This window comes from Pseudomonas sp. LAMO17WK12:I10 (assembly GCF_900215185.1).
GTDB lineage: Bacteria > Pseudomonadota > Gammaproteobacteria > Pseudomonadales > Pseudomonadaceae > Aquipseudomonas > Aquipseudomonas chlororaphis.
The window spans coordinates 1-18,944 of record NZ_OBDX01000036.1 but is presented as its reverse complement, the minus strand read 5'-3'; the positions used below and the strand labels follow the sequence as shown (position 1 = coordinate 18,944).

Below are 18,944 nucleotides of genomic sequence, written 5' to 3'. Positions count from 1 at the left end.
GGGTTGAACATCGGATCCCGACCTTGCTGTCGGTCACTCTGTGAACTGGTCGATCCGTATCGCCGACAATCGACAAGTCGGCGCGAAAAAACCTGAATCGACCGACCGCCGGGCTTCATGGCTCCGGCTGCCAACCGGTTTGCGGGGCGCTCAGGCCCGGCGTGGCAGGCGGATGCACAGTGCCCGGTACCGTCTCGAGCGGGGGCTCCGGTACCGCGCTTTGGCCCAGCTCGCCCTCGATATGCCCGGCCAGGTAATACACCCCGGCCATTACCCCGTTGCCGGTGTTGTTCAACAGCTTGAACCAGGCCTGGTCGAACGCCTTGCCCAGGCTCTGGCGAATCTGCGCCTCGGTCTCGGCCCGGTCGCTCTCATGGGCTATCGCGCGAAATCCCGCGGCGCCCAGGGAGATCACCGCACCGGCGACCTTGCCGGCCACCGCCGACGCGGCGCCGGCAATGCCACGGCCGGCCATCTGCGCTTCGAATTTTTCGCTGGCCTGTTTGGCCACCGAGACAATCCCGGCCTCGGACGACACCTCGCCGGTGCCCGCCGGCGCGCTATGGATCTGCTGGTACAGGGCCGAGTAGGCCGGCAGCGTAGTCAGGGGCTTGGCATGCAACACCTGATACAACGACGCATCGCGCGCCGGCGGCGGCCCCAGGCGAATCGCCTGGACGCCATTGAGCCGTTGATCGAGCTGCCTGGCCGGCAACCGATAACGCTGGGCGATCACCTGCACCTGCTTGTCCAGCAGCTCGATATAGAACTCCGTGGCCTGGTTGAGAATCGCATCCGGGTCGATCTCCATCGCCACCGGTGCCAGCACCTGTTCCTGATACTGCTCCTTGAGGTACTCCGCCAGCCGCGTCGCCGCCGCATCCTTCTCGTCGCCGGCGGTGAGGCTGTACCAACTGACTTTCATGGCCATCCATTCCTGGGTCCAGTAACTGCTGAACCAGGGGATGAAGGTTTCCTCGGTGACGGCATAGACCCGCACCCGCCAGTGCTCCATGGAGCCGCGGGCAAACACCTTGGCCTGGATCACCGCCTGCTGCGAAGCCTCGGCGATTTCCCGGTCCACCTGGCGCCAGGTGCTGGCCGGCACCACCACCGGCGCCACCGCCTCGCGGACACGCTGAGTCGCGGCGCATCCGGCCAGCACCAGCAGCATCACGACGATCAGCGCACGCAGGTACAAGATGGCAACCCTCGCACAGCGTCGACCACGGCCACCCGCTCACGACGGGGCAGGCTTCAACCGGATACCACACGACCATGCCTGGATTGAGTATAGGTGCTGGGGTTTGCGCCCCAGGCTCAAGAAAGGGTTCGCGACAGCGTATCCGACCAGCCGCTCGCTCGCGGCGCCGCGGTGTCTGCACGCTATCTGCAACCACCACGCTCACTGCGGGAGCGAGCTTGCTCATGATGGCGGCCTGCCAGCCACCGCGCAGCGTCCACATCGCCGGCAAGCCTGGCATCTACGGATTCGGCTCAACCGCGGTCAGCGGTGATTGGCATGACTGAACCACCGGTGCCGGCACCTGGGCGCCCGCACCGGTCACGGGCCCTGCTACAGGGACGGCGCGCTGGCCTGGCTGACCGGATGCGCCTTGGCGGGCCGCGGGTAGACGAAACACATCGCCAGCGCCGCCACCGCCCCCGGAATGGCAAAGGCCATGAAGTTATAGTGCAGCGGCAGCTCGATGCTCACCAAGGCACCGCCCAGCAGCGGCCCGACAATGGCCCCGCCGCGGCCGATGCCCGAGGCCCAGCCAATGCCGGTGGAGCGGATCGTCACCGGATAGAACTGGGCGACGCAGGCGAAGGCCAGGATCTGCGTGCCGATGGTGGTGGCCCCGGCAATCGCGATCAGGGCGTACAGCCACCCGTGCGGGCTCTTGAAGCCAAGCAGGCTGATGGACAGCGCGGCCACGATAAAAAACGCCACCAGGACCTTTTGCAGCTGCAGGCGATCGCCAATCCAGCCGCCGCCCACGGCGCCGAAAATCGCCCCGAGGTTCAGCACCAGCAGGAACATCAGGCTCGAGCCCAGGCTGTAGCCGGCATTGGCCATCAGTTTGGGCAGCCAGGAGTTGAGCGCGTAGACCATCAGCAGGCAGCAGAAGAACACCACCCAGAGCATCAAGGTGCTCAGCGCCCGGCCTTCGCGGAACAGCTGCACCACCGGCGTGCCGGTGGTCTTGAGGTTGGCCTTGACGAACGAGTCGCCGGGTTGCGCGACGAAGCCCGGCTCGACCCATTGCAGCACCTGGCGCGCTTCGTCGTCCCGGCCCTGGCGCAGCAGGAAGCCCAGGGATTCGGGCAGGAACCTGAGAATCAGCGGCAGCAGCAACAACGGAATCGCCGCCACATAGAACACCGCCTGCCAGCCGAAATTCGGCAGCAGCACGATGCCCAGGCCGGCGGACAGCGTGCCGCCCACCGAGTAGCCGCTGAGCATGATCGCCACCAGGGTGCTGCGGATTTTCTTCGGCGCGTATTCGTTCATCAGCGCCACCACGTTGGGCATCACCCCGCCGATGCCGAGGCCGGCGATAAAGCGGCAGATGCCGAACTGGGTGGGCGTGGTGGTGAAGCCGTTGAGCAGGGTGAAACCGCTGAACAGCACCACGCAGATGGCGATGACTTTCTTGCAGCCGATGCGCTCCGACAGCGTGCCGAAAAACAGCGCGCCGAACATCATGCCGAACAGCGCATAACTGCCCAGCGCCCCGGCCTGCAGCGGGCTCAGGCCCCACTCCTGCATCAGCACCGGCAGCACCACGCCGTAGATCACCAGGTCGTAGCCGTCGAAGATGATGATCAGCGCGCACCAGAACAGCACGCGCCAGTGAAAGGCATTGAAGCGTGCCCCGTCGATCAATTGATTGCTGTCTATGTTTCGCATGGCATCTGACTCTTGTTGTTTTTTTGAGAGTGCACAGCCCGACAGTTCGTCGGGTCGTCGGCGATTCAGCCCTGGTCGCCACCGCCTACCGGCATGACCAGGCCGGTGATGTAGGACGCCTCGTCGGAGGCCAGGAACAGGATTGCCGCGGCCTGCTCGTCGAGGGTGCCGTAGCGTTTCATCAGGGTGCTGTCGACGGTCTGGTCGACGATCTGCCGGTACCAGACCTGTTCCTCGGCGCTCTGCTCGGCGCTGTTGCGCGGAATGCGCCGCGGCGGCGCTTCGGTGCCGCCGGGGGCGGTGGCATTGACCCGCACCCCGCGCCCGGCGGTCTCGAACGCCAGGCAGGCGGTCAGGGCATTCACCCCGCCCTTGGCCGCGCCATAGGGCACGCGGTTGATGCTGCGGGTGGCGATGGACGACACGTTGACGATGGCGCCGCTGCCCTGCTCCAGCATGTACGGCAACGCCGCGTGGCAGCACCACAAGGTGGGGAACAGCGAGCGGCGCACTTCGGCTTCGATCTGCTGCTCTGCATAGTGCTCGAACGGCTTGGCCCAGATGGTGCCGCCGACGTTGTTGACCAGCACGTCGATGCGCCCGAAACGCTGGACGGCGGCAGCCATCACCCGACTGCATTCGGCGTACTGCTCAAGGTCGGCGGTCAGCGCCAGCACCTCGAACCTGGGGGCCAGCTCGGCCTGCAACGCGAACACCAGCTCGGAGCGATCCACCAGCACCAGCCGCGCCCCCTCCTCGGCCAAGCGCTCGGCGACCCGCCGGCCAATGCCCTGCGCCGCCCCGGTGACCAGGGCGACTTTTTCCTCGAATCTGCTCATCTCAAAACCTCATGCCAGTAAACCCGATACGCCATCTGTAGGAGCGAGCTTGCTCGCGATCAGCCGCCAGGCTGAAAGCTCGGCTATGCACGCACTATCGCTATCGCGGGCACAGAGTCAGGGTGGAAATCAGGCCGCGCTGGCGGCAAATTTTTCGTAGTAGAAATTGACCGGGGCGATGCCCTGGTCGCGGATGAACTGGCTGACCGCCTCGACCATCGGCGGCGGGCCGCACAGGTACACATCCACATCGCCGTCGTTCAGGTGCCTGGGCTCGATGTGCTGGGTCACGTAGCCCTTGAGCGGGTGGCGGCTCTCGGGGTTTGCCACGCAGGCGCTGAAGCTGAAGTTGGGAATGCGCGCGGCGAAGGCTTCCAGGCGATCCATTTCCACCAGGTCGAAATCGTTGGTCACCCCGTAGATCAGGTGCAGCGGATGCTCGCTGCCCTGCTCGGCGATCTTCTCCAGCATCGCGGTGAACGGCGCCAGCCCGGTGCCACCGGCCAGCAGCAACAGCGGCCGGCGAATATCGCGCAGGTAGAAGCTGCCCAGGGGCCCGGCCAGGCTCATGGGGTCGCCGGCTTTCGCCAGTCCGGTGAGGAAGCTGCTCATCAGGCCGCCCGGCACGTTGCGGATCAGGAAGCTGACCTCGCCGTCGCGCTGCAGCGAGCTGAAGGAATAGGCCCGGGTCTGCTCGCTGCCGGGCACGCCGAGGTTGACGTATTGCCCCGGCAGAAACGCCAGCTTGCTCAGGGCCTCGCCCTTGATCGACAGGGCGATGGTGCTGTCGGACAGCTGGCGCACCGCGCTGATGGTGGCGTCGAAGGTGGCCTGGGCCGTGCGGCAAACCTGCGACGAAGCCGGCACCCGCACCACGCAGTCGCTCAAGGCGCGCATCTGGCAGGTCAGCACGAAGCCCTGCTCGGCTTCAGCCGCGGTCAGCGCGTCGTCGATGTATTCCTCGCCCAGGTCGTAGCGCCCGGCTTCGGCGAAACACTTGCAGGTGCCGCATGCGCCGTCGCGACAGTCCAGGGGGATGTTGATGCCCTGGCGGTAGGCGGCATCGGCTACGGTTTCGCCGGCGTTGGCGGCGACGAAGCGGGTCACCCCGTCTTCGAAATTGAGTGCGATGTGATGAGTCATGGCGGTCGCCTCAGAGGTGGTAGACATCGACGACCTGACGAACGTAATCGTTCTTCAGGATGACTTTCTTGGCCAGGATCCGCGGGGTCTCGCCGCGCATATCGAGGGTGTAGAAGCTGGTGCCGAAGTAGCTGTCGACGGTCTTGTAGCGAAAGCTCAGGGTGTGCCAGTTGCAGCGCACCTTGCACAGGCCGTCGGCCTGCTCCAGCAGCTCGATGTTGCTCAGGTTGTGCGAGGTGCGGGTGTCGGGAATGCTCGCGCTGGAGCGCTCGGTCTTGATCCGGAACACCCGGTCTTCCAGGCCGCAGCGGCTGCCGTACCAGATCAGCGAGATCTCCCGCTGCGGGTCTTCGGTGAGTTCGTCGTTGTCGTCCCAGGACGGCATCCAGAAGGTCGCGTCGGCGGCGTAGAGCTCCAGCCAGCTGTCCCAGTCCTTGTCGTCCAGGTAGCGCGCTTCGCGGTAGAGAAAATCGCGCACGGTGTCATGGGAAATGCTCATCACACAGCCTCCACGGCAATGGCTCGCGCGGCTTCGGCGGCCACCGCCGCGAGCATGGTTTGCTGCCAGTACTTGTGCTGCATCACGAACAGGCCTTCGTCTTCGGTGCGCACGCCGCTGAGGATCGGTTGCAGGTCGATTTCCCGGGCCGCGTCGTCCGCGCCCTCGACCCAGTGTTCGGCGCCGCGGGACATGTCGTTCCAGGCGCTGTTGCAGCCCTGATAGCCCATCTGGCAGGAACGGAATTCCTCCAGGTCGTCCGGGGTGGCCATGCCGCTGACGTTGAAGAAGTCCTCGTACTGGCGGATGCGCATCGCCCGGGCTTCGTCGCTTTCGCCCCTGGGCGCGATGCAGTAGATGGTGATCTCGGTGCGGTCCACCGAGATCGGCCGGGCGATGCGGATCTGCGAGCTGAATTGGTCCATCAGGTAGACGTTGGGGTACAGGCACAGGTTGCGCGAGTTCTCGATCATCCAGTCGGCGCGGGCCTGGCCGAAGTCGCGGGCCAGCTCGTCGCGGCGCTCGTACAGGGGGCGGTCCTCGGGGTTGGACCAGCGGGTCCAGAGCAGCATGTGGCCCTTGTCGAAGGAATAGAAACCGCCGCCCTGCTTGGCCCAGCTGCCGGCGCTCATGGTCTTGATCTCTTCCCCGGCTTCGCGCTGCTTGCGCTGGCTCTGGGTGGCCGCGTAGTTCCAGTGCACGGAGCTTACGTGGTAGCCGTCGGCGCCGTTTTCCGCGGTGAGCTTCCAGTTGCCTTCGTAGATGTAGCTCGAGGAACCGCGCAGCACTTCCAGGCCGTCGGCGGACTGGTCGACGATCATGTCGATGATCTTCGCCGACTCGCCCAGGTGCTCCACCAGGGGCAGCACGTCGGGGTTGAGGCTGCCGAACAGGAAGCCGCGATAGGACTCGAAGCGCGCGACCCTGGTCAGGTCGTGGGAGCCTTCGCAGTTGAAGCTCGGCGGGTAGCCCGCGGCGGCCGGGTCCTTGACCTTGAGCAGCTTGCCGGAGTTGTTGAAGGTCCAGCCGTGGAACGGGCAGGTGTAGGACGACTTGTTGCCGGTCTTGTGCCGGCAGAGCATGGCGCCGCGGTGGCTGCAGGCATTGAGGAAGGCATTGAGTTCGCCGTCCTTGTTGCGCGCGATGAACACCGACTGCCGGCCCATGATGGTGGTGTAGTAGTCGTTGTTGTTGGGGATCTGGCTCTCGTGGGCGAGGTACAGCCAGTTGCCCTCGAAGATGTGCTGCATTTCCAGGTCGAACAGCCGGGGGTCGGTGAACATCTCCCGCTTGCAGCGGTAGACGCCCCGGTCACGGTCTTCTTCAAGCAGGGAGTGAAGGTATTCGGGTCGCAGGGTCATGGCCGCCGCCTCCATTGTTTTTATTCAGGCAAGGCTCATGCTAGGGCGGGGTACGCGGGGGCAATATCCGTTGCGTGCAGACCACTATCCGTTTTCTGCAGAGTTTTGTAGGGCAAGTCCTACAACCGTAGCCGCTGCCGAGCCCGCGAGGCTGCAACCGGGTTGGGCGGCATTCCGACGTAGCGGCCGCCATTCGGGCCTCGCCGGTTTATCCAGGACGATCGTGGTTTTAGGTTTTGCGACTGCTGCGCAGTCGATCGCAGCCTCGCGAGCTCGGCAGCGGCTACATGAGGAATCAGGAATGACGCGGCGGGCACGGCCGCTCCTACAGAGGCATGGGCGGATCAATGCCGGCGCCTGAGGGTGTCGGACGGCAGTTCGCCGAACTGTTTGCGGTAGCTTTCGGAAAAGCGTCCCAGGTGCAGGAAACCGAAGTCCATGGCCACTTCGGTGATGTTGCGCACGTTGCAGCCGGGGTCGCGCAGGCAGGCGTGGATCCGCTCGAGTTTCTTCTGGCGGATGTAGCGCATGGGCGTGGTGCGGGCGTTGCGCTCGAACAGCGCATACAGCGAACGCAGGCTCATCTGCGCCTGCTGCGCCAGCTCCTCGCAGCCGATGTCCTGCTTGAGGTTGCGCTCGATGTAATCGGCGATGGCCTCGAAGGTCGCCGACGACGAACCCAGGCCCACCCGCCGGATATTGGTCTTCATCAGGCTGAGCATCTTGCTCGCGACGATCTGCGCGTAATGCTCCTGCACCCGGGGGATGCATTCGGCGGCTTCGGCTTCGCGGCAGACCACGCCCAGCAGGTTGATAAAGCCTTCCAGCTCATCCAGCTGGTAGCGGTTGCCCACAAAACGCACGCCCTGCCCCGGATACAGCCAGCGCTGCTCATCGCACACCGATTCCAGCAGGCGGGTGGGCACCTTGATGATGAATTTCTCGCAATCGTCGGAATAGGTCAGGTCCACCGGATCGTCGGGGTTGATCAGCAGCAGCTCGCCGGGGGCGAAGTAATGCTCCTGGCGATGACCGCGCCACAGGCAGTGGCCACGCAGCAGCACTTGCAGGTGGTAGATGGTTTCCAGCGCCGGCGAGGTGACGCGCACGCTGCCGCCGTAGCTGATCGAGCACAGGTCGAGGCTGGCGAACTGCCGATGATTGAGGCTGGCCTGGAGACTGCCGGCCTTGGGCAAACGGATGCAGTGGCTGCCCACATGCTGGTTGACATAGCCGGACACAGCGTAGGGATCGGCCTGGGCGAATACCCGGCTGCGCTCACTCAACAGATGGGTTTCCATAAGCGGGTCACTCCCCGTTTTTATTATTGGGATTGTTAATGTCGGGCGGTGATCGTTCGCCACCGCTGACACGTCACGCAAGACTTCGACCACGGCTCACAACGGCAAAAACCACGGGATCACTCACGTTATCCCGTGGCCCCGAATCGGGATCTGCCGCGCTGTCAGTCCTCCAGCGCTCGCACCCGTTCCAGGCGTTGCTGCTCCTCGGGCTGGGCCGACGACTGCAGGGTGAAGTCGAAGTCGATCTCGGCGAAACGCCCGCTGACCCCATGCTGCGCCGCACGCTGCTGATCGTCGCTGAAGGTGATCTTGGCGATCAGCTCGTCGCGGGTGGCGTAGGCGAAATCGTCGTGCAGGTATTCGTCGCCATCGAGGTTGATCTGGGTGGTCAGGTGACGGTGGTCATCGGCCGAGACGAAGAAGTGGATATGCGCCGGACGCTGGCCGTGGCGGCCCAGCTGGTCGAGCAACTGCTGGGTCGGACCGTCCGGTGGGCAGCCGTAGCCCGAAGGCACGATGCTGCGGAAACGGTAGCGACCTTCGGCATCGGTGACGATGCGCCGACGCAGGTTGAACTCCGACTGGGTGGTGTCGAAGTAGGAATAGGTGCCGCCGGTGTTGGCGTGCCAGACGTCGACAATGGCTCCGGCCAGCGGTTCGCCGGCGGTGTTGCGCACCTGGCCCTGCATGAACAGCACCACGCCCGGATCGACGCCATCGTCGAGGCGCGCTTCACCCTGGCTCAGCGGCGCGCCGGCCACGTACAGCGGGCCTTCGATGGTGCGTGGGGTGCCGCCGGTCTTGCCGGCCTGTTCGTCGGCGGCGTCCATCAGCAGGTCCAGGTAGTGCTCCAGGCCCAGGCCGGCCACCAGCAGCCCGGCTTCCTGGCGCGCGCCGAGCACGTTGAGGTAGTTGACCGCCTTCCAGAATTCTTCCGGGGTCACGTCGAGGTCTTCGATGATGTTCACCGTGTCACGCAGGATGCGGTACACCAGGGCCTTGGTGCGTGGGTTGCCCTGGTCGTTGAGCTGGCCGCTGACTTCTTCGAGAAATTTCTGGGCGCTGGCAGTGTGGGAAATTCGGACGTTCATGGTTATTCCTCATCTTGTATTTATTAGAGTGTGGCGCGGGCTCAGCGGTCGTCCGCATGAATGGACGAAGGATGCCTGCACAGCGCGTTCACTTCGATAGCCATGTACGGGTACAGCGGCAGTTGCATCAGCAGGTCGTGCAGTTCCTGCACGCTGTCGACATCGAACACGCTGTAGTTGGCATACAGGCCGGCGATGCGCCACAGGTGCCGCCACTTGCCCTGCTCCTGCAGGCGCTGGGCCAGGGCCTTTTCGTCGGCCTTGAGCTGGGCGGCGCGCTCGGGGTTCATGTCGACCGGCAGGTTCACGGTCATTTTGACGTGGAACAGCATGGTGCTCTCCTTAAGACGTGATGAATGGCAGTTCAGGCTGGGTCGCGGCGGAAGAACGCCAGGCGCTCCTCGTCCAGGCTCAGGCCGAGGCCCGGCGCCCGGGATACGTGCAACTGGAAATCGCGGTACAGCGGCGGCTCGGCGAGGATGTCCTCGGTCAGCAGCAGCGGACCGAACAGTTCGGTGTCCCAGCTCAAGGTATTGAGTGTCAGGAAGGCATGGGCCGACGCCAGGGTGCCGATGCCGCCTTCGAGCATGGTGCCGCCGTACAGGCCGATGCCCGCCGCCTCGGCGATCGCCGCGGTGCGCAGTACCGCGCGCGGGCCGCCGTTCTTGGCAATCTTCAGGGCGAACACCGAAGCCGCGCCTTCGCGGGCCAGGTTGAAGGCGTCTTCCACGCACTCGATGGATTCGTCGGCCATGATCGGCGCCGGGCTGATGGCATTCAGGCGCACCATGCCGGCGCGGTTGTTGCGCGAGATCGGCTGTTCGATCAGGTCGATACCGTTGCCGCCCAGCACCCGGCAGGCACGCACCGCCACCGCTTCGTCCCAGGCCTGGTTGACGTCGACCCGCACGCTGGCGCGGTCGCCCAGGGCCTTCTTGATCGCGATCACATGGGCCAGGTCGCGGTCCACCTCGCCGGCGCCGATCTTCAGCTTGAAGATGCGGTGGCGGCGCAGGTCGAGCATCTTTTCCGCTTCGGCGATGTCCTTGGCGGTGTCGCCGCTGGCCAGGGTCCAGGCCACCGGCAAGGCGTCGCGCACCCGGCCGCCGAGCAGTTCGCTGACCGGCAGCCCCAGGCGTTTGCCCTGGGCGTCGAGCAAGGCGCTTTCGATACCGGATTTGGCGAAGGTGTTGCCGCGGATGCTGCGCTCCAGGCGCTGCATGGCGGCATTGATATTGGCGCCATCCTGGCCGAGCAGCAGCGGCGTAAAGAAGCGGTCGATATTGGTCTTGATGCTGTCCGGGCTTTCATTGCCATAGGCCAGGCCGCCGATGGTGGTGGCTTCGCCCAGGCCTTCGATGCCGTCGGCGCAACGCAGGCGGATCAGCACCAGGGTCTGGTTCTGCATGGTGTGCATCGCCAGCTTGTGCGGGCGGATGGTTGGCAGATCGACGATGATCGTTTCGATCGATTCAATGGCACTTGAAAGCATTTCCATACCCATCAGGTTCTTGACGTTATGGAGCCGATTCTCGTACGGCTTTTTCCGGGGTTCCAATATAGAATTGGTCTGGCTCGATACCTTGAAGGTATCCAACCTTTGCCCGCGGAGGCCTTATGGAACTGCGTCATCTGCGTTACTTCCAGGTGCTGGGCCAGACCCTCAACTTCACCAAGGCCGCCGAGCGCCTGCACATCGCCCAGCCGCCCCTGAGCCGGCAGATCCAGCAACTGGAAGAAGAACTCGGGGTGTTGTTGCTGGAGCGCGGCCGGCCGTTGCGCCTGACCGAAGCCGGGCGCTTTTTCTATGAGCATTCCAGCGTGCTGCTGGAGCAACTGGCCAAGGTCTGCGACAACACCCGGCGCATCGGCCACGGCGAAAAGACCTGGCTCGGCATCGGCTTTGCCCCCTCGACCCTGTACGGCCTGCTGCCGGAACTGATCCGCCGCCTGCGCAGCCACGAGACCCTGGCCCTGGAACTGGGGCTATCGGAAATGACCACCCTGCAGCAGGTGGAAGCGCTCAAGGCCGGGCGCATCGATATCGGCTTCGGGCGGATCCGCATCGACGACCCGGCCATCGTGCAGAAGGTGCAGACCGAGGATCGCCTGGTGGCCGCCCTGCCCGCCGGCCATCCGCTGATCGGCCAGCCGGTGAGCCTCGCGCAACTGGCCGACGAGCCTTTCGTGCTCTACCCCGGCAACCCGCGCCCGAGCTACGCCGACCACGTGATCGCGCTGTTCAACACCCACGGCCTGAACATCCGCGTCGTGCAGTGGACCAACGAACTGCAGACCGCCATCGGCCTGGTGGGCGCCGGCATCGGCATCACCCTGGTGCCAGCCTCGGTGCAATTACTGCACCGCGACGATATCGGCTTCAGCCCGCTGCTGGAAGCCAACGCCACCTCGCCGATCATCATCAGCCGCCGGGTCGGCGATGTGTCGGCGGGGCTCAGCCACTGCTTGCGGATGATCGACGAACTGCGCGCCGAACACCCCGAGGCCTGACCCCTCGCGCGAAGCCGACTCGCGGTGGTGGCGCACTCGAGTTATCGGACCGATACCAATGAGAACCGGTTGTTACTGAGGTATGGCTGGAAGTTGTTTTAAGTCAGGGTGACGAGCGCGATATTGGATATCGCGCTCAGTCTGAGAGAACCGGATCAGTGATAATCCCCTTCACTTGGAAATGTACGGGTCCTGCGTCTTGATAAAATCGTCGAACGCCTTGGAGTTATAGATATCGAGGCAGGCATAAAATACGACTTTCTTATCCCTATACTTGCTACTGGCTTGGGTTTTCTCATACATGGAAAATACAAAATCCGTCGTTGCGTCGTACGGGTTATGCAATGTCTCCAGGGTATCTTCATTCTGAAGAATGGTATGCATACCACTTCCCATGAAGGAATAGGCGCCAATAGCCGACTCAATATCGCTCTTCACATCGGACTCATCCTTAAACTGATTAACGATGCAATAGCCAAGACCATAATTCTTCAACGACTGCCGGGCCGCCGCAACATGAGCCCCAGCGTAAGCGACGCTACCCATATTGCCTGTGGTCAAAAGCAATACCGCTAAAATCCGTTTCATCCTTTCAGTTCCCAACAGTTGGTCTTAACCAGTGATGCCGTATGAAAATAAAATCATGTGCAGTCCAAAGTAACAGCCGCCTCATAAATTATTAATTCCGGCTAAAAATCGATCAGGATAATCCGAAGACCATCAGAGACATCGCCTTAACTGATATCTGCTACCAGCAACCTCTTGGTATAACGCTGTACCACCAATACCCAAACGGCGGACTCACCGCAAAGACCATACGCTTTGCATAGGAGCCGATGGAACCTGAGCCGGGTCCGATACGCCTTAACAGCCAGCAAAAAACCTGGAATATCGCTTCAAAAATAAGGACTCCCCCCATGATCGACTTCAACAACAAAGGCTTCTTCAAGCTCAAGCAAAACGACGAATACGCCGAGCGGGTCAGCGACCTGTTGCTGGAAGGCGAACAGGTGATCGACGCCTATAAGGCCATGCGCGACGGCGTGGTGTTTACCAACAAGCGCATTATCGCGGTCAACGTACAGGGCATCACCGGCAGCAAAAAGGATTTTACCTCCCTGCCCTACAAAAACATCGTCGCTTACTCGGTGGAAACCTCCGGGACCTTCGACCTGGACTCCGAGCTGGAGATCTACTTTTCATCGCTGGGCCAGGTGAAGTTCGAGTTCACCGGCAAGACTTCGATGGTCGAAATCTCGAAGCACATTTCCAGGCATCTGCTGGGCTAACACGCTCCGTTATCAATCGGCGCTCAAGCCCCACAACACCTCCAGCACATGCTGGGTCGAGCGTTCCACGTCGCCGTCCCGATGGGCAATGCCCAGCTGGCGCCACAACGGCGGCTGCAACGGGCGCATGGCGATCCGAGTGTCGGGCAGCGGCGTGGCGGCTTCGTGGGGCAGCAAGGTGGCGCCATAACCGGCGGCCACCAGGCTCTTGATGGCGTCGTTGTAGTTGAGCTGGATGCGCGCCGTGGGCTGCTGGCCGCCCAGGGCGAACCACTCCGAAGTCAGGCGCGATAACCGGGTGCTGTGGTCGTTGAGGATCAGCGGCTGGGCGGCCAGCCATTGCGGCGTCACCGGGTCGGGGCATTGCCAGCGGGACGGCAGGAAAGCCATGACCGGGTCCTTGCGCCAGGGCTCGATACGCAAGCCCTTGACCGGGGTTTGCGGCAGGGCCACCAGGCCGATATCCAGCGAACCCTCGGCGAGCTTCTTCAAACTCTCCTGGGAGGTCAGCACCGCCACCTGCAGGTCGATGCCCGGATGGCGCTGGCCAAGGGTTTCCAGGGCCTGGGGCAGCAATTGGGCAATGGCGCCGGTGGATGCCCCGAGGCGCACCCGCCCGGCCAGGCCCAGCACCTGGCGCTGCACATCCTCCAGCGCCTGCTCCGCATCGGCCAACAGCCGCCGCGCCCGTTCCACTAGGGTTTCGCCAATGGCCGAGGGTTGTACCCGGCCGCGGGTGCGCGACAACAGCGAACCGCCCACCCGCGCCTCCAGGTCGGCGATATGCAGGCTGACCGTGGGCGGCGCCAGGTTCAGCGCGCGGGCCGCTTCGGCAAAGGACCCCAGGTCGACAATCGCCACCAGGGTGCGCAACCGGTCGAGGCTGATCTCACGCATGGCCTGCTCCAGATTCAGAAAAGCTGAAGCTTAGCGTTATTAAATTCAACTTTCTCTATTTCAGCTGCGGCCGGAAGATTTGCCCAACTCTTCCTTCTTGCGAGCACACAGCATGAGCACACCCCTCGTATTTATCGACGGCGACCAGGGCACCACCGGGTTGCAGATCCACCAGCGCCTGCAGGGCCGCAGCGACCTGCACCTGCTGACCCTCGCCGCCGACCAGCGCAAAGACCCGCAACGCCGCGCCGAAGCTATCAACGCCTGTGACATCGCCCTGCTCTGCCTACCCGACGATGCCGCCCGCGACGCCGTCGCCAGTATTCGCAACCCGGCCGTGCGAGTCATCGACGCCAGCTCCGCGCACCGTACCCATCCCACCTGGACCTACGGCTTCGCGCAGATGCACCCGCAACAGGCACAGCGCATCGCCACCTCCAAACGGGTGAGCAACCCCGGCTGCTACCCCACCGGCGCCATCGGCCTGCTGCGTCCCCTGCTGCAAGCCGGACTGCTGCCGAAGGACTACCCGATCAGCATCAACGCGATCTCCGGTTACTCCGGCGGCGGCCGCGCCGCGGTCGAAGCCCACGAAGGGCCGAATGCTTCCCAAGCCGCCCCTTTCCAGATCTACGGCCTGGGCCTGGCCCACAAGCATGTGCCGGAAATCCAGCAACACAGTGGCCTGAGCGAACGGCCGCTGTTCGTCCCGGCCTACGGTGCCTTTCGCCAGGGCATTGTGCTGACCATTCCTCTACAACTGCGCCTGCTCGCGCCCGGCGTGGATGCCCCGCGCATCCATGCCTGCCTGGAGCAGCATTACGCCGGAAGCGGTTGTGTGCAGGTGATGTCGCTTCGGCAGGCACAAGAACTCACGGGCCTTGATCCGCGGGCGCTGAACGATACCGACGCTATGCGCTTGATGGTGTTCGAGGGTGAGGGGCAGGTATTGTTGGCGGCGGTGTTCGACAACCTGGGCAAAGGCGCGGCGGGGGCGGCGGTGGAGAATCTGGATTTGATGCTGGCCACGCTGGGCTGAAGGGACTGCCTGCGCGTTGCAACGGGCCAGATACAGAATGGCTGGGTGCATTTGCCAGTTGAGAGAAAGCCCCACCCGACCGGGCAGGGCTTTCAACGTGCTGACGACCCTCCTGAGGCCCCGCCGAAAGGGCTATCGAACCCAGCGTCGCGCAGGCCTCCCGGCGCGACGCTCAAGCCTTCGCCTTGGTCATTTGTCGTCCCTCTTCGTCGCCGACGGCGAAGGGTATTCGCGGCTCTCTTCGGCGTTGGGCGCTTCAGGCAGGCTTCCCGGCGTGAACATATGGGTCTGCAAGTCGCTGGCATCGATGCCGGCGACGCCGTGTACCCCACGGGTCAGGCTGACAGCCTGCTCACACTGTTTATGGGTGTTGAGCCGACCGCTCAAGGTCACCATGCCTGCATGGGTTTTGACATGGATAGGCAAACCACGGGTCGATTCGGCAAAGGTCAGGGCCGACCTCACCTTGGTGGTGACCCATGCATCGTGAACGGCCATTTCCAGGCCATGGGAGTAATGCTGGAAGGAATGAAGTTTCATGGCGGGTCCCTCTCGTGTCATCAGTTGGGCGTCCCGTCCCATTGGTTGGACTGCCCTCTGCCGGGCGGGTGAGCTTGCTGGGTAACCGATGGGCGCAGCGGTACTCGCCGGGCAGATGGGGTGCTTGTTAATTATAGTTCGGCGGCTGGCGGGGCTTGGTGCGCGGGGGTTCTGGTCGTCCGATGGCCCTTTCGTGAATGGCGGTTTTCGGCCAAAGCAGACGCTCGCAACGGGCTGGCACTGTTCAGCGGATGGCCTCTCCTGAATGACCGGCGTTTATTTAGCCTCAATTTTTCCAAACAACCTAAGCCTGATCGGTGCAAAATAAGCCAACTTATCCGAAAGACCGGGGAGGCAGCCCGAGAAACTATGAATGGGACTATCTAATGAAAAGTTTACAAAAGCCCTGCCCTACCTTCATATGGATTATTAGTAAAAACTGTTAGATGCACATCACGCATAGCTTCCAGAGGTGGGTGTTGATTCTCAATTATTACGATCTGGCTGCCACTACTATGATGACGGATCAAGTACTCATAGAATTTTTCTTTTAAATTACTTCCTTTCAGAAGTAACTCATCATCACCTTCAGGCGCGAAATAGGCCAGAAGCGGAGAGTCGAGCACTAGGAAACCAGGGTGGGGCAACGAGTTCTCTTGCGCATACTCAAGCAATCCTAGACTAACCGCTGCATGTGTGATGGACCGCAACCCTTTGCCGCGGCTGCCCCTGGGTTTACCATCGATAATAAAATCGCTGGAAGTCTTGTCAAACACAACCCTACACTCACCCGGAAAATTCCACTCATTCAGAATTGAGGAAATCTTGTCTGATAAAGAGTTGCCAATCGTGTCAGGAATGCTGACAACGGCCGTTGTCTTGCCACCAGCTGAAGATCCCTCTTTTTCTAGCGATAATTTACGCTGAATCAAATGCTCGATACGCTCAAAGCCATTTATCTTCTTTGATACATCTTGCCGCAACTCAACCAAAGCTTCAAAGTCGATCTTTTCCTCATCTTTGCGTGGGGAAAGCACCTCCTTTAAGGAGGCCTCGATCTCAGCATATTCCTTCTGCTGGCCTAGGTAGCCTTTTGAAAGTTCCTCGCTTTCAATTTGTAGCTCCTCAATGGTTCCAACTAGATCGATCCTGAGCTTTTCAATTTTGGCAATCTCGGCGGAGGCTGCCAGCACGGCCGAGCGAATATCCGCCTCATCGTCATCTTCAAGATGCTGATTACAAGGTGCGGCACCGCACATAGGGCAGTCCACTTCATCTACATAGACAAGCATTGAGCCGCTTTCTTCAATGGCCTCTAAGCGCGCAAGGTCGACATCATAATGGTCACGCAAGAGGTCAAACCTTGTGAAAAGGTCAGCGATTTCGTCAATGCGCTCAGAAACCAACTGCCGCTGAAACACGTTATTTTGACGTCGCTCCAAGAGTTCGGAAATTAATTCCTCATTGAGGGCAATTGATTTCCGATGCCGCTCTAATCTAATACCGATCTTTTCAAGCTGAGCCTCAAGTTCTTCGCGACTACTATCACCCACGTCAGCAGTCAACTCGGAAATCAAATCATCAAGCAAAGAAATCTTGCCTGAGTTGTCGATAACTTTCACTACCGGGGTGTTGATTGCCGAGTCATCCATTCCCGTCACAAGCAATTTAACGGTAGCTAAGTCAGAAGTTTTCGTGGTGAATTGACCACTCCAAAATGGTGAACCTTTAGTAGCAATCTCTTCTTCTTGTACAATAACCAGCCTTGCTATGTTTCGGAATCCCAGGCTCTGCAAAGTGGATTTCGCGCTGCTTTTGAGAACCTTCTTGCCGAGCAGCCCAAGCTTGTCGAGCAAGAATCCCGACAGGTTATCCGTGATACCGTGAGAGTGAGTAGCCTTTAATACCGCTGATTCATCTTGACCGCCCTCGATCAGCTTGAAGCCTCCACCATTTAGTGCTCGCTCCAAACTCCACTCTTCGCCAGAGCCGGACTCTAATGACAAAGTGATCCTATCATACCCTTCCAACTCATCAATTTTTCTGAGTTCAGAGCCACCTAGCATGTAATCGATTGTCTCAGCCAGATAAGATTTACCAGTATCTGACGCACCACATATTACGTTCACACCATCAAAAAAATCTACATGTCGCTCATCAGTAGGACCAGAAAACTGAACACATCGTAACTGGAAACTGAACTCACTCATTATTCAGAGCCCCTCTGCTCAAAAGCCTGAAACTCACTGGTCCATCTAAAGATCCGATGAGTAACTTTTCGAACTTCATCCGTAGGTGTATTTCCATACGTCTCATACGCCCACCTGGCCCTGTCTAATAACCTAAGCGAATAATTTGATGTGAGTGAGGATATGAAAGGCTGAGCGGAATCGGTAGCGATATAGCTGAACCCTTCATATGACGCGATCCGACTTAACAGGCCCCGCCTTACCATCAGCTTCAACCCTGACTCTATCAATCCTCTGCGCACAAGAAGTTCGCCTGCCCGTAATGGCAATGGTGCATGTAGGCTACTAGGCCCCCTCGCATCTTCAGAGTGCACTACCAAATAGTCCATCTCTACTAAACGCTGGAGGTCCATTGCCATCGGAAATGCTGCAGTTAGGATAGCTAGAGAACGTACCCCAGTCTCTAGAGGGCCATTGAAAGGACTATTGACTGTTGGCTCAGTCATGTTCAGGCACCCACGTTAACCGATCATCATTTGCCAACTGATGGCATATACCCTGACGATCCTGGGTTTTGAATGCTGAGGCTAAGGGATTTGCTGAAGCAGCAACAGTTGAAGAATGGGTAATAGTGGCCTTCATTCGTGCAAATCCGTCTGCATGGTCATCCTCACAAACATCCACGACCGCATAAAATATTTCATCCTGCAGGGCCGCAAAGGTTCCTTCAGGTACGGTATCTCTAGCAAAATTCCTTAGAGACTCGGCATGATAAAACCGCTCTCTCTGCCGGAGATAGTCTCTCTTTAGTGTGCCATGAGACTCAAGGTCAGTCTCATCGGTTATTGTCTTACTCAGATAATTCCCATAAGCATCAAATATTTGCCGAATATAGCGACTTTCACTACCAGTCGGTACTACCGGAGGTTTTAATGAGTCGGGCCTGAATGGAAGCCCACCACCAAACCTCACGGCATGAAACTGGGTACGGCTATGCCCATCTATTAGTTCGACAACAGATTTCGACGAAAATCTGGAGAAATCGAATGACTGAATCGCCCCGGATTCTCTAGACACCTTGCAAGCTCATTGCGTAACGCTTTTCAAACTCTACCGGTGACAGCTGATTGTTGAAACTATGACGGCGTTTTGCGTTGTAGAACATCTCGATGTAGTCGAACACATCGCTACGAGCATCTTGCCGCGTGGTGTAGATTCTCCGCTTGATACGCTCCCGCTTTAGAAGCTGGAAAAAGCTCTCGGCTACGGCGTTGTCATGACAGTTGCCTCGGCGACTCATGCTGGCAACCAAATTATTCGCCTTCAAA

At 60.8% G+C, this 18,944-nt stretch carries 19 protein-coding genes; 3 read left to right on the top strand and 16 right to left on the bottom strand.

Annotation, left to right across the window (positions count from 1 at the left end):
* Positions 1-115 precede the first annotated feature (115 nt).
* The 10 genes from CRO75_RS28330 to CRO75_RS28285 form a co-directional block, all read right to left on the bottom strand.
* Positions 116-1,201 carry a hypothetical protein gene (locus tag CRO75_RS28330; protein WP_097139666.1) on the bottom strand — a complete coding sequence of 362 codons (1,086 nt, stop codon included), beginning with the start codon at positions 1,199-1,201 and terminating at the stop codon, positions 116-118.
* Between the two features lie 375 nt (positions 1,202-1,576).
* Positions 1,577-2,914, bottom strand: coding sequence for an aromatic acid/H+ symport family MFS transporter (locus CRO75_RS28325; RefSeq protein ID WP_097139664.1), 1,338 nt, complete (start codon positions 2,912-2,914; stop codon positions 1,577-1,579).
* 65 nt (positions 2,915-2,979) lie between these two features.
* On the bottom strand, positions 2,980-3,753 hold the full coding sequence (locus CRO75_RS28320) for a 1,6-dihydroxycyclohexa-2,4-diene-1-carboxylate dehydrogenase (RefSeq protein WP_097139663.1): 774 nt from the start codon (positions 3,751-3,753) through the stop codon (positions 2,980-2,982).
* 129 nt (positions 3,754-3,882) lie between these two features.
* Positions 3,883-4,896 carry a benzoate 1,2-dioxygenase electron transfer component BenC gene (gene benC, locus CRO75_RS28315; protein ID WP_085533961.1) on the bottom strand — a complete coding sequence of 338 codons (1,014 nt, stop codon included), beginning with the start codon at positions 4,894-4,896 and terminating at the stop codon, positions 3,883-3,885.
* Between the two features lie 10 nt (positions 4,897-4,906).
* Positions 4,907-5,395 (bottom strand): benzoate 1,2-dioxygenase small subunit, encoded by a 489-nt coding sequence (benB, locus tag CRO75_RS28310; protein WP_097139661.1) that lies wholly within the window; start codon positions 5,393-5,395, stop codon positions 4,907-4,909.
* Positions 5,395-6,756 (bottom strand): benzoate 1,2-dioxygenase large subunit, encoded by a 1,362-nt coding sequence (benA, locus tag CRO75_RS28305; protein ID WP_097139659.1) that lies wholly within the window; start codon positions 6,754-6,756, stop codon positions 5,395-5,397. Before benA ends, benB begins: the two co-directional genes overlap by 1 nt.
* Positions 6,757-7,100: 344 nt before the next feature.
* A complete protein-coding gene (locus tag CRO75_RS28300) occupies positions 7,101-8,057 on the bottom strand; it encodes an AraC family transcriptional regulator (protein WP_097139657.1) in 957 nt (318 codons plus the stop codon).
* A 164-nt stretch (positions 8,058-8,221) separates the two neighbouring features.
* On the bottom strand, positions 8,222-9,151 hold the full coding sequence (catA, locus tag CRO75_RS28295; protein WP_097139656.1) for a catechol 1,2-dioxygenase: 930 nt from the start codon (positions 9,149-9,151) through the stop codon (positions 8,222-8,224).
* A gap of 41 nt (positions 9,152-9,192) precedes the next feature.
* Positions 9,193-9,483, bottom strand: a complete 291-nt coding sequence (catC, locus tag CRO75_RS28290) for a muconolactone Delta-isomerase (protein WP_009044734.1) — start codon at positions 9,481-9,483, stop codon at positions 9,193-9,195.
* Between the two features lie 32 nt (positions 9,484-9,515).
* Positions 9,516-10,643 (bottom strand): muconate cycloisomerase family protein, encoded by a 1,128-nt coding sequence (locus CRO75_RS28285; RefSeq protein WP_177409799.1) that lies wholly within the window; start codon positions 10,641-10,643, stop codon positions 9,516-9,518.
* Positions 10,644-10,768: 125 nt separating this feature from the next.
* On the opposite strand from CRO75_RS28285, the gene CRO75_RS28280 reads away from it, so the two are divergent.
* Positions 10,769-11,662, top strand: coding sequence for a LysR family transcriptional regulator (locus CRO75_RS28280; protein ID WP_092421704.1), 894 nt, complete (start codon positions 10,769-10,771; stop codon positions 11,660-11,662).
* 171 nt (positions 11,663-11,833) lie between these two features.
* On the opposite strand, the gene CRO75_RS28275 is transcribed toward CRO75_RS28280, so the two are convergent.
* Positions 11,834-12,250: a hypothetical protein gene (locus tag CRO75_RS28275; protein ID WP_097139651.1), complete on the bottom strand. Its 417-nt coding sequence runs from the start codon at positions 12,248-12,250 to the stop codon at positions 11,834-11,836.
* Positions 12,251-12,579: 329 nt separating this feature from the next.
* Here CRO75_RS28275 and CRO75_RS28270 point away from each other — a divergent pair, with 329 nt between their 5' ends.
* Positions 12,580-12,951: a PH domain-containing protein gene (locus tag CRO75_RS28270; RefSeq protein WP_009044741.1), complete on the top strand. Its 372-nt coding sequence runs from the start codon at positions 12,580-12,582 to the stop codon at positions 12,949-12,951.
* A 12-nt stretch (positions 12,952-12,963) separates the two neighbouring features.
* On the opposite strand, the gene CRO75_RS28265 is transcribed toward CRO75_RS28270, so the two are convergent.
* On the bottom strand, positions 12,964-13,848 hold the full coding sequence (locus CRO75_RS28265) for a LysR family transcriptional regulator (RefSeq protein ID WP_097139649.1): 885 nt from the start codon (positions 13,846-13,848) through the stop codon (positions 12,964-12,966).
* A gap of 112 nt (positions 13,849-13,960) precedes the next feature.
* On the opposite strand from CRO75_RS28265, the gene argC reads away from it, so the two are divergent.
* Entirely contained in the window at positions 13,961-14,887 is a 927-nt protein-coding gene (gene argC / locus CRO75_RS28260; protein WP_097139646.1) for an N-acetyl-gamma-glutamyl-phosphate reductase, read from the top strand.
* A 189-nt stretch (positions 14,888-15,076) separates the two neighbouring features.
* On the opposite strand, the gene CRO75_RS28255 is transcribed toward argC, so the two are convergent.
* The 4 genes from CRO75_RS28255 to CRO75_RS28240 all read right to left on the bottom strand — a co-directional run.
* Entirely contained in the window at positions 15,077-15,427 is a 351-nt protein-coding gene (locus CRO75_RS28255; RefSeq protein ID WP_053261967.1) for a BON domain-containing protein, read from the bottom strand.
* A 395-nt stretch (positions 15,428-15,822) separates the two neighbouring features.
* A complete protein-coding gene (locus tag CRO75_RS28250; protein ID WP_143504109.1) occupies positions 15,823-17,637 on the bottom strand; it encodes a hypothetical protein in 1,815 nt (604 codons plus the stop codon).
* Positions 17,638-18,114: 477 nt separating this feature from the next.
* Entirely contained in the window at positions 18,115-18,693 is a 579-nt protein-coding gene (locus CRO75_RS33070; RefSeq protein WP_177409797.1) for an ABC-three component system protein, read from the bottom strand.
* The coding region (locus CRO75_RS28240; protein WP_143504106.1) for an IS3 family transposase at positions 18,686-18,944 on the bottom strand (259 nt) is incomplete at its 5' end. The genes CRO75_RS28240 and CRO75_RS33070, both read right to left, overlap by 8 nt.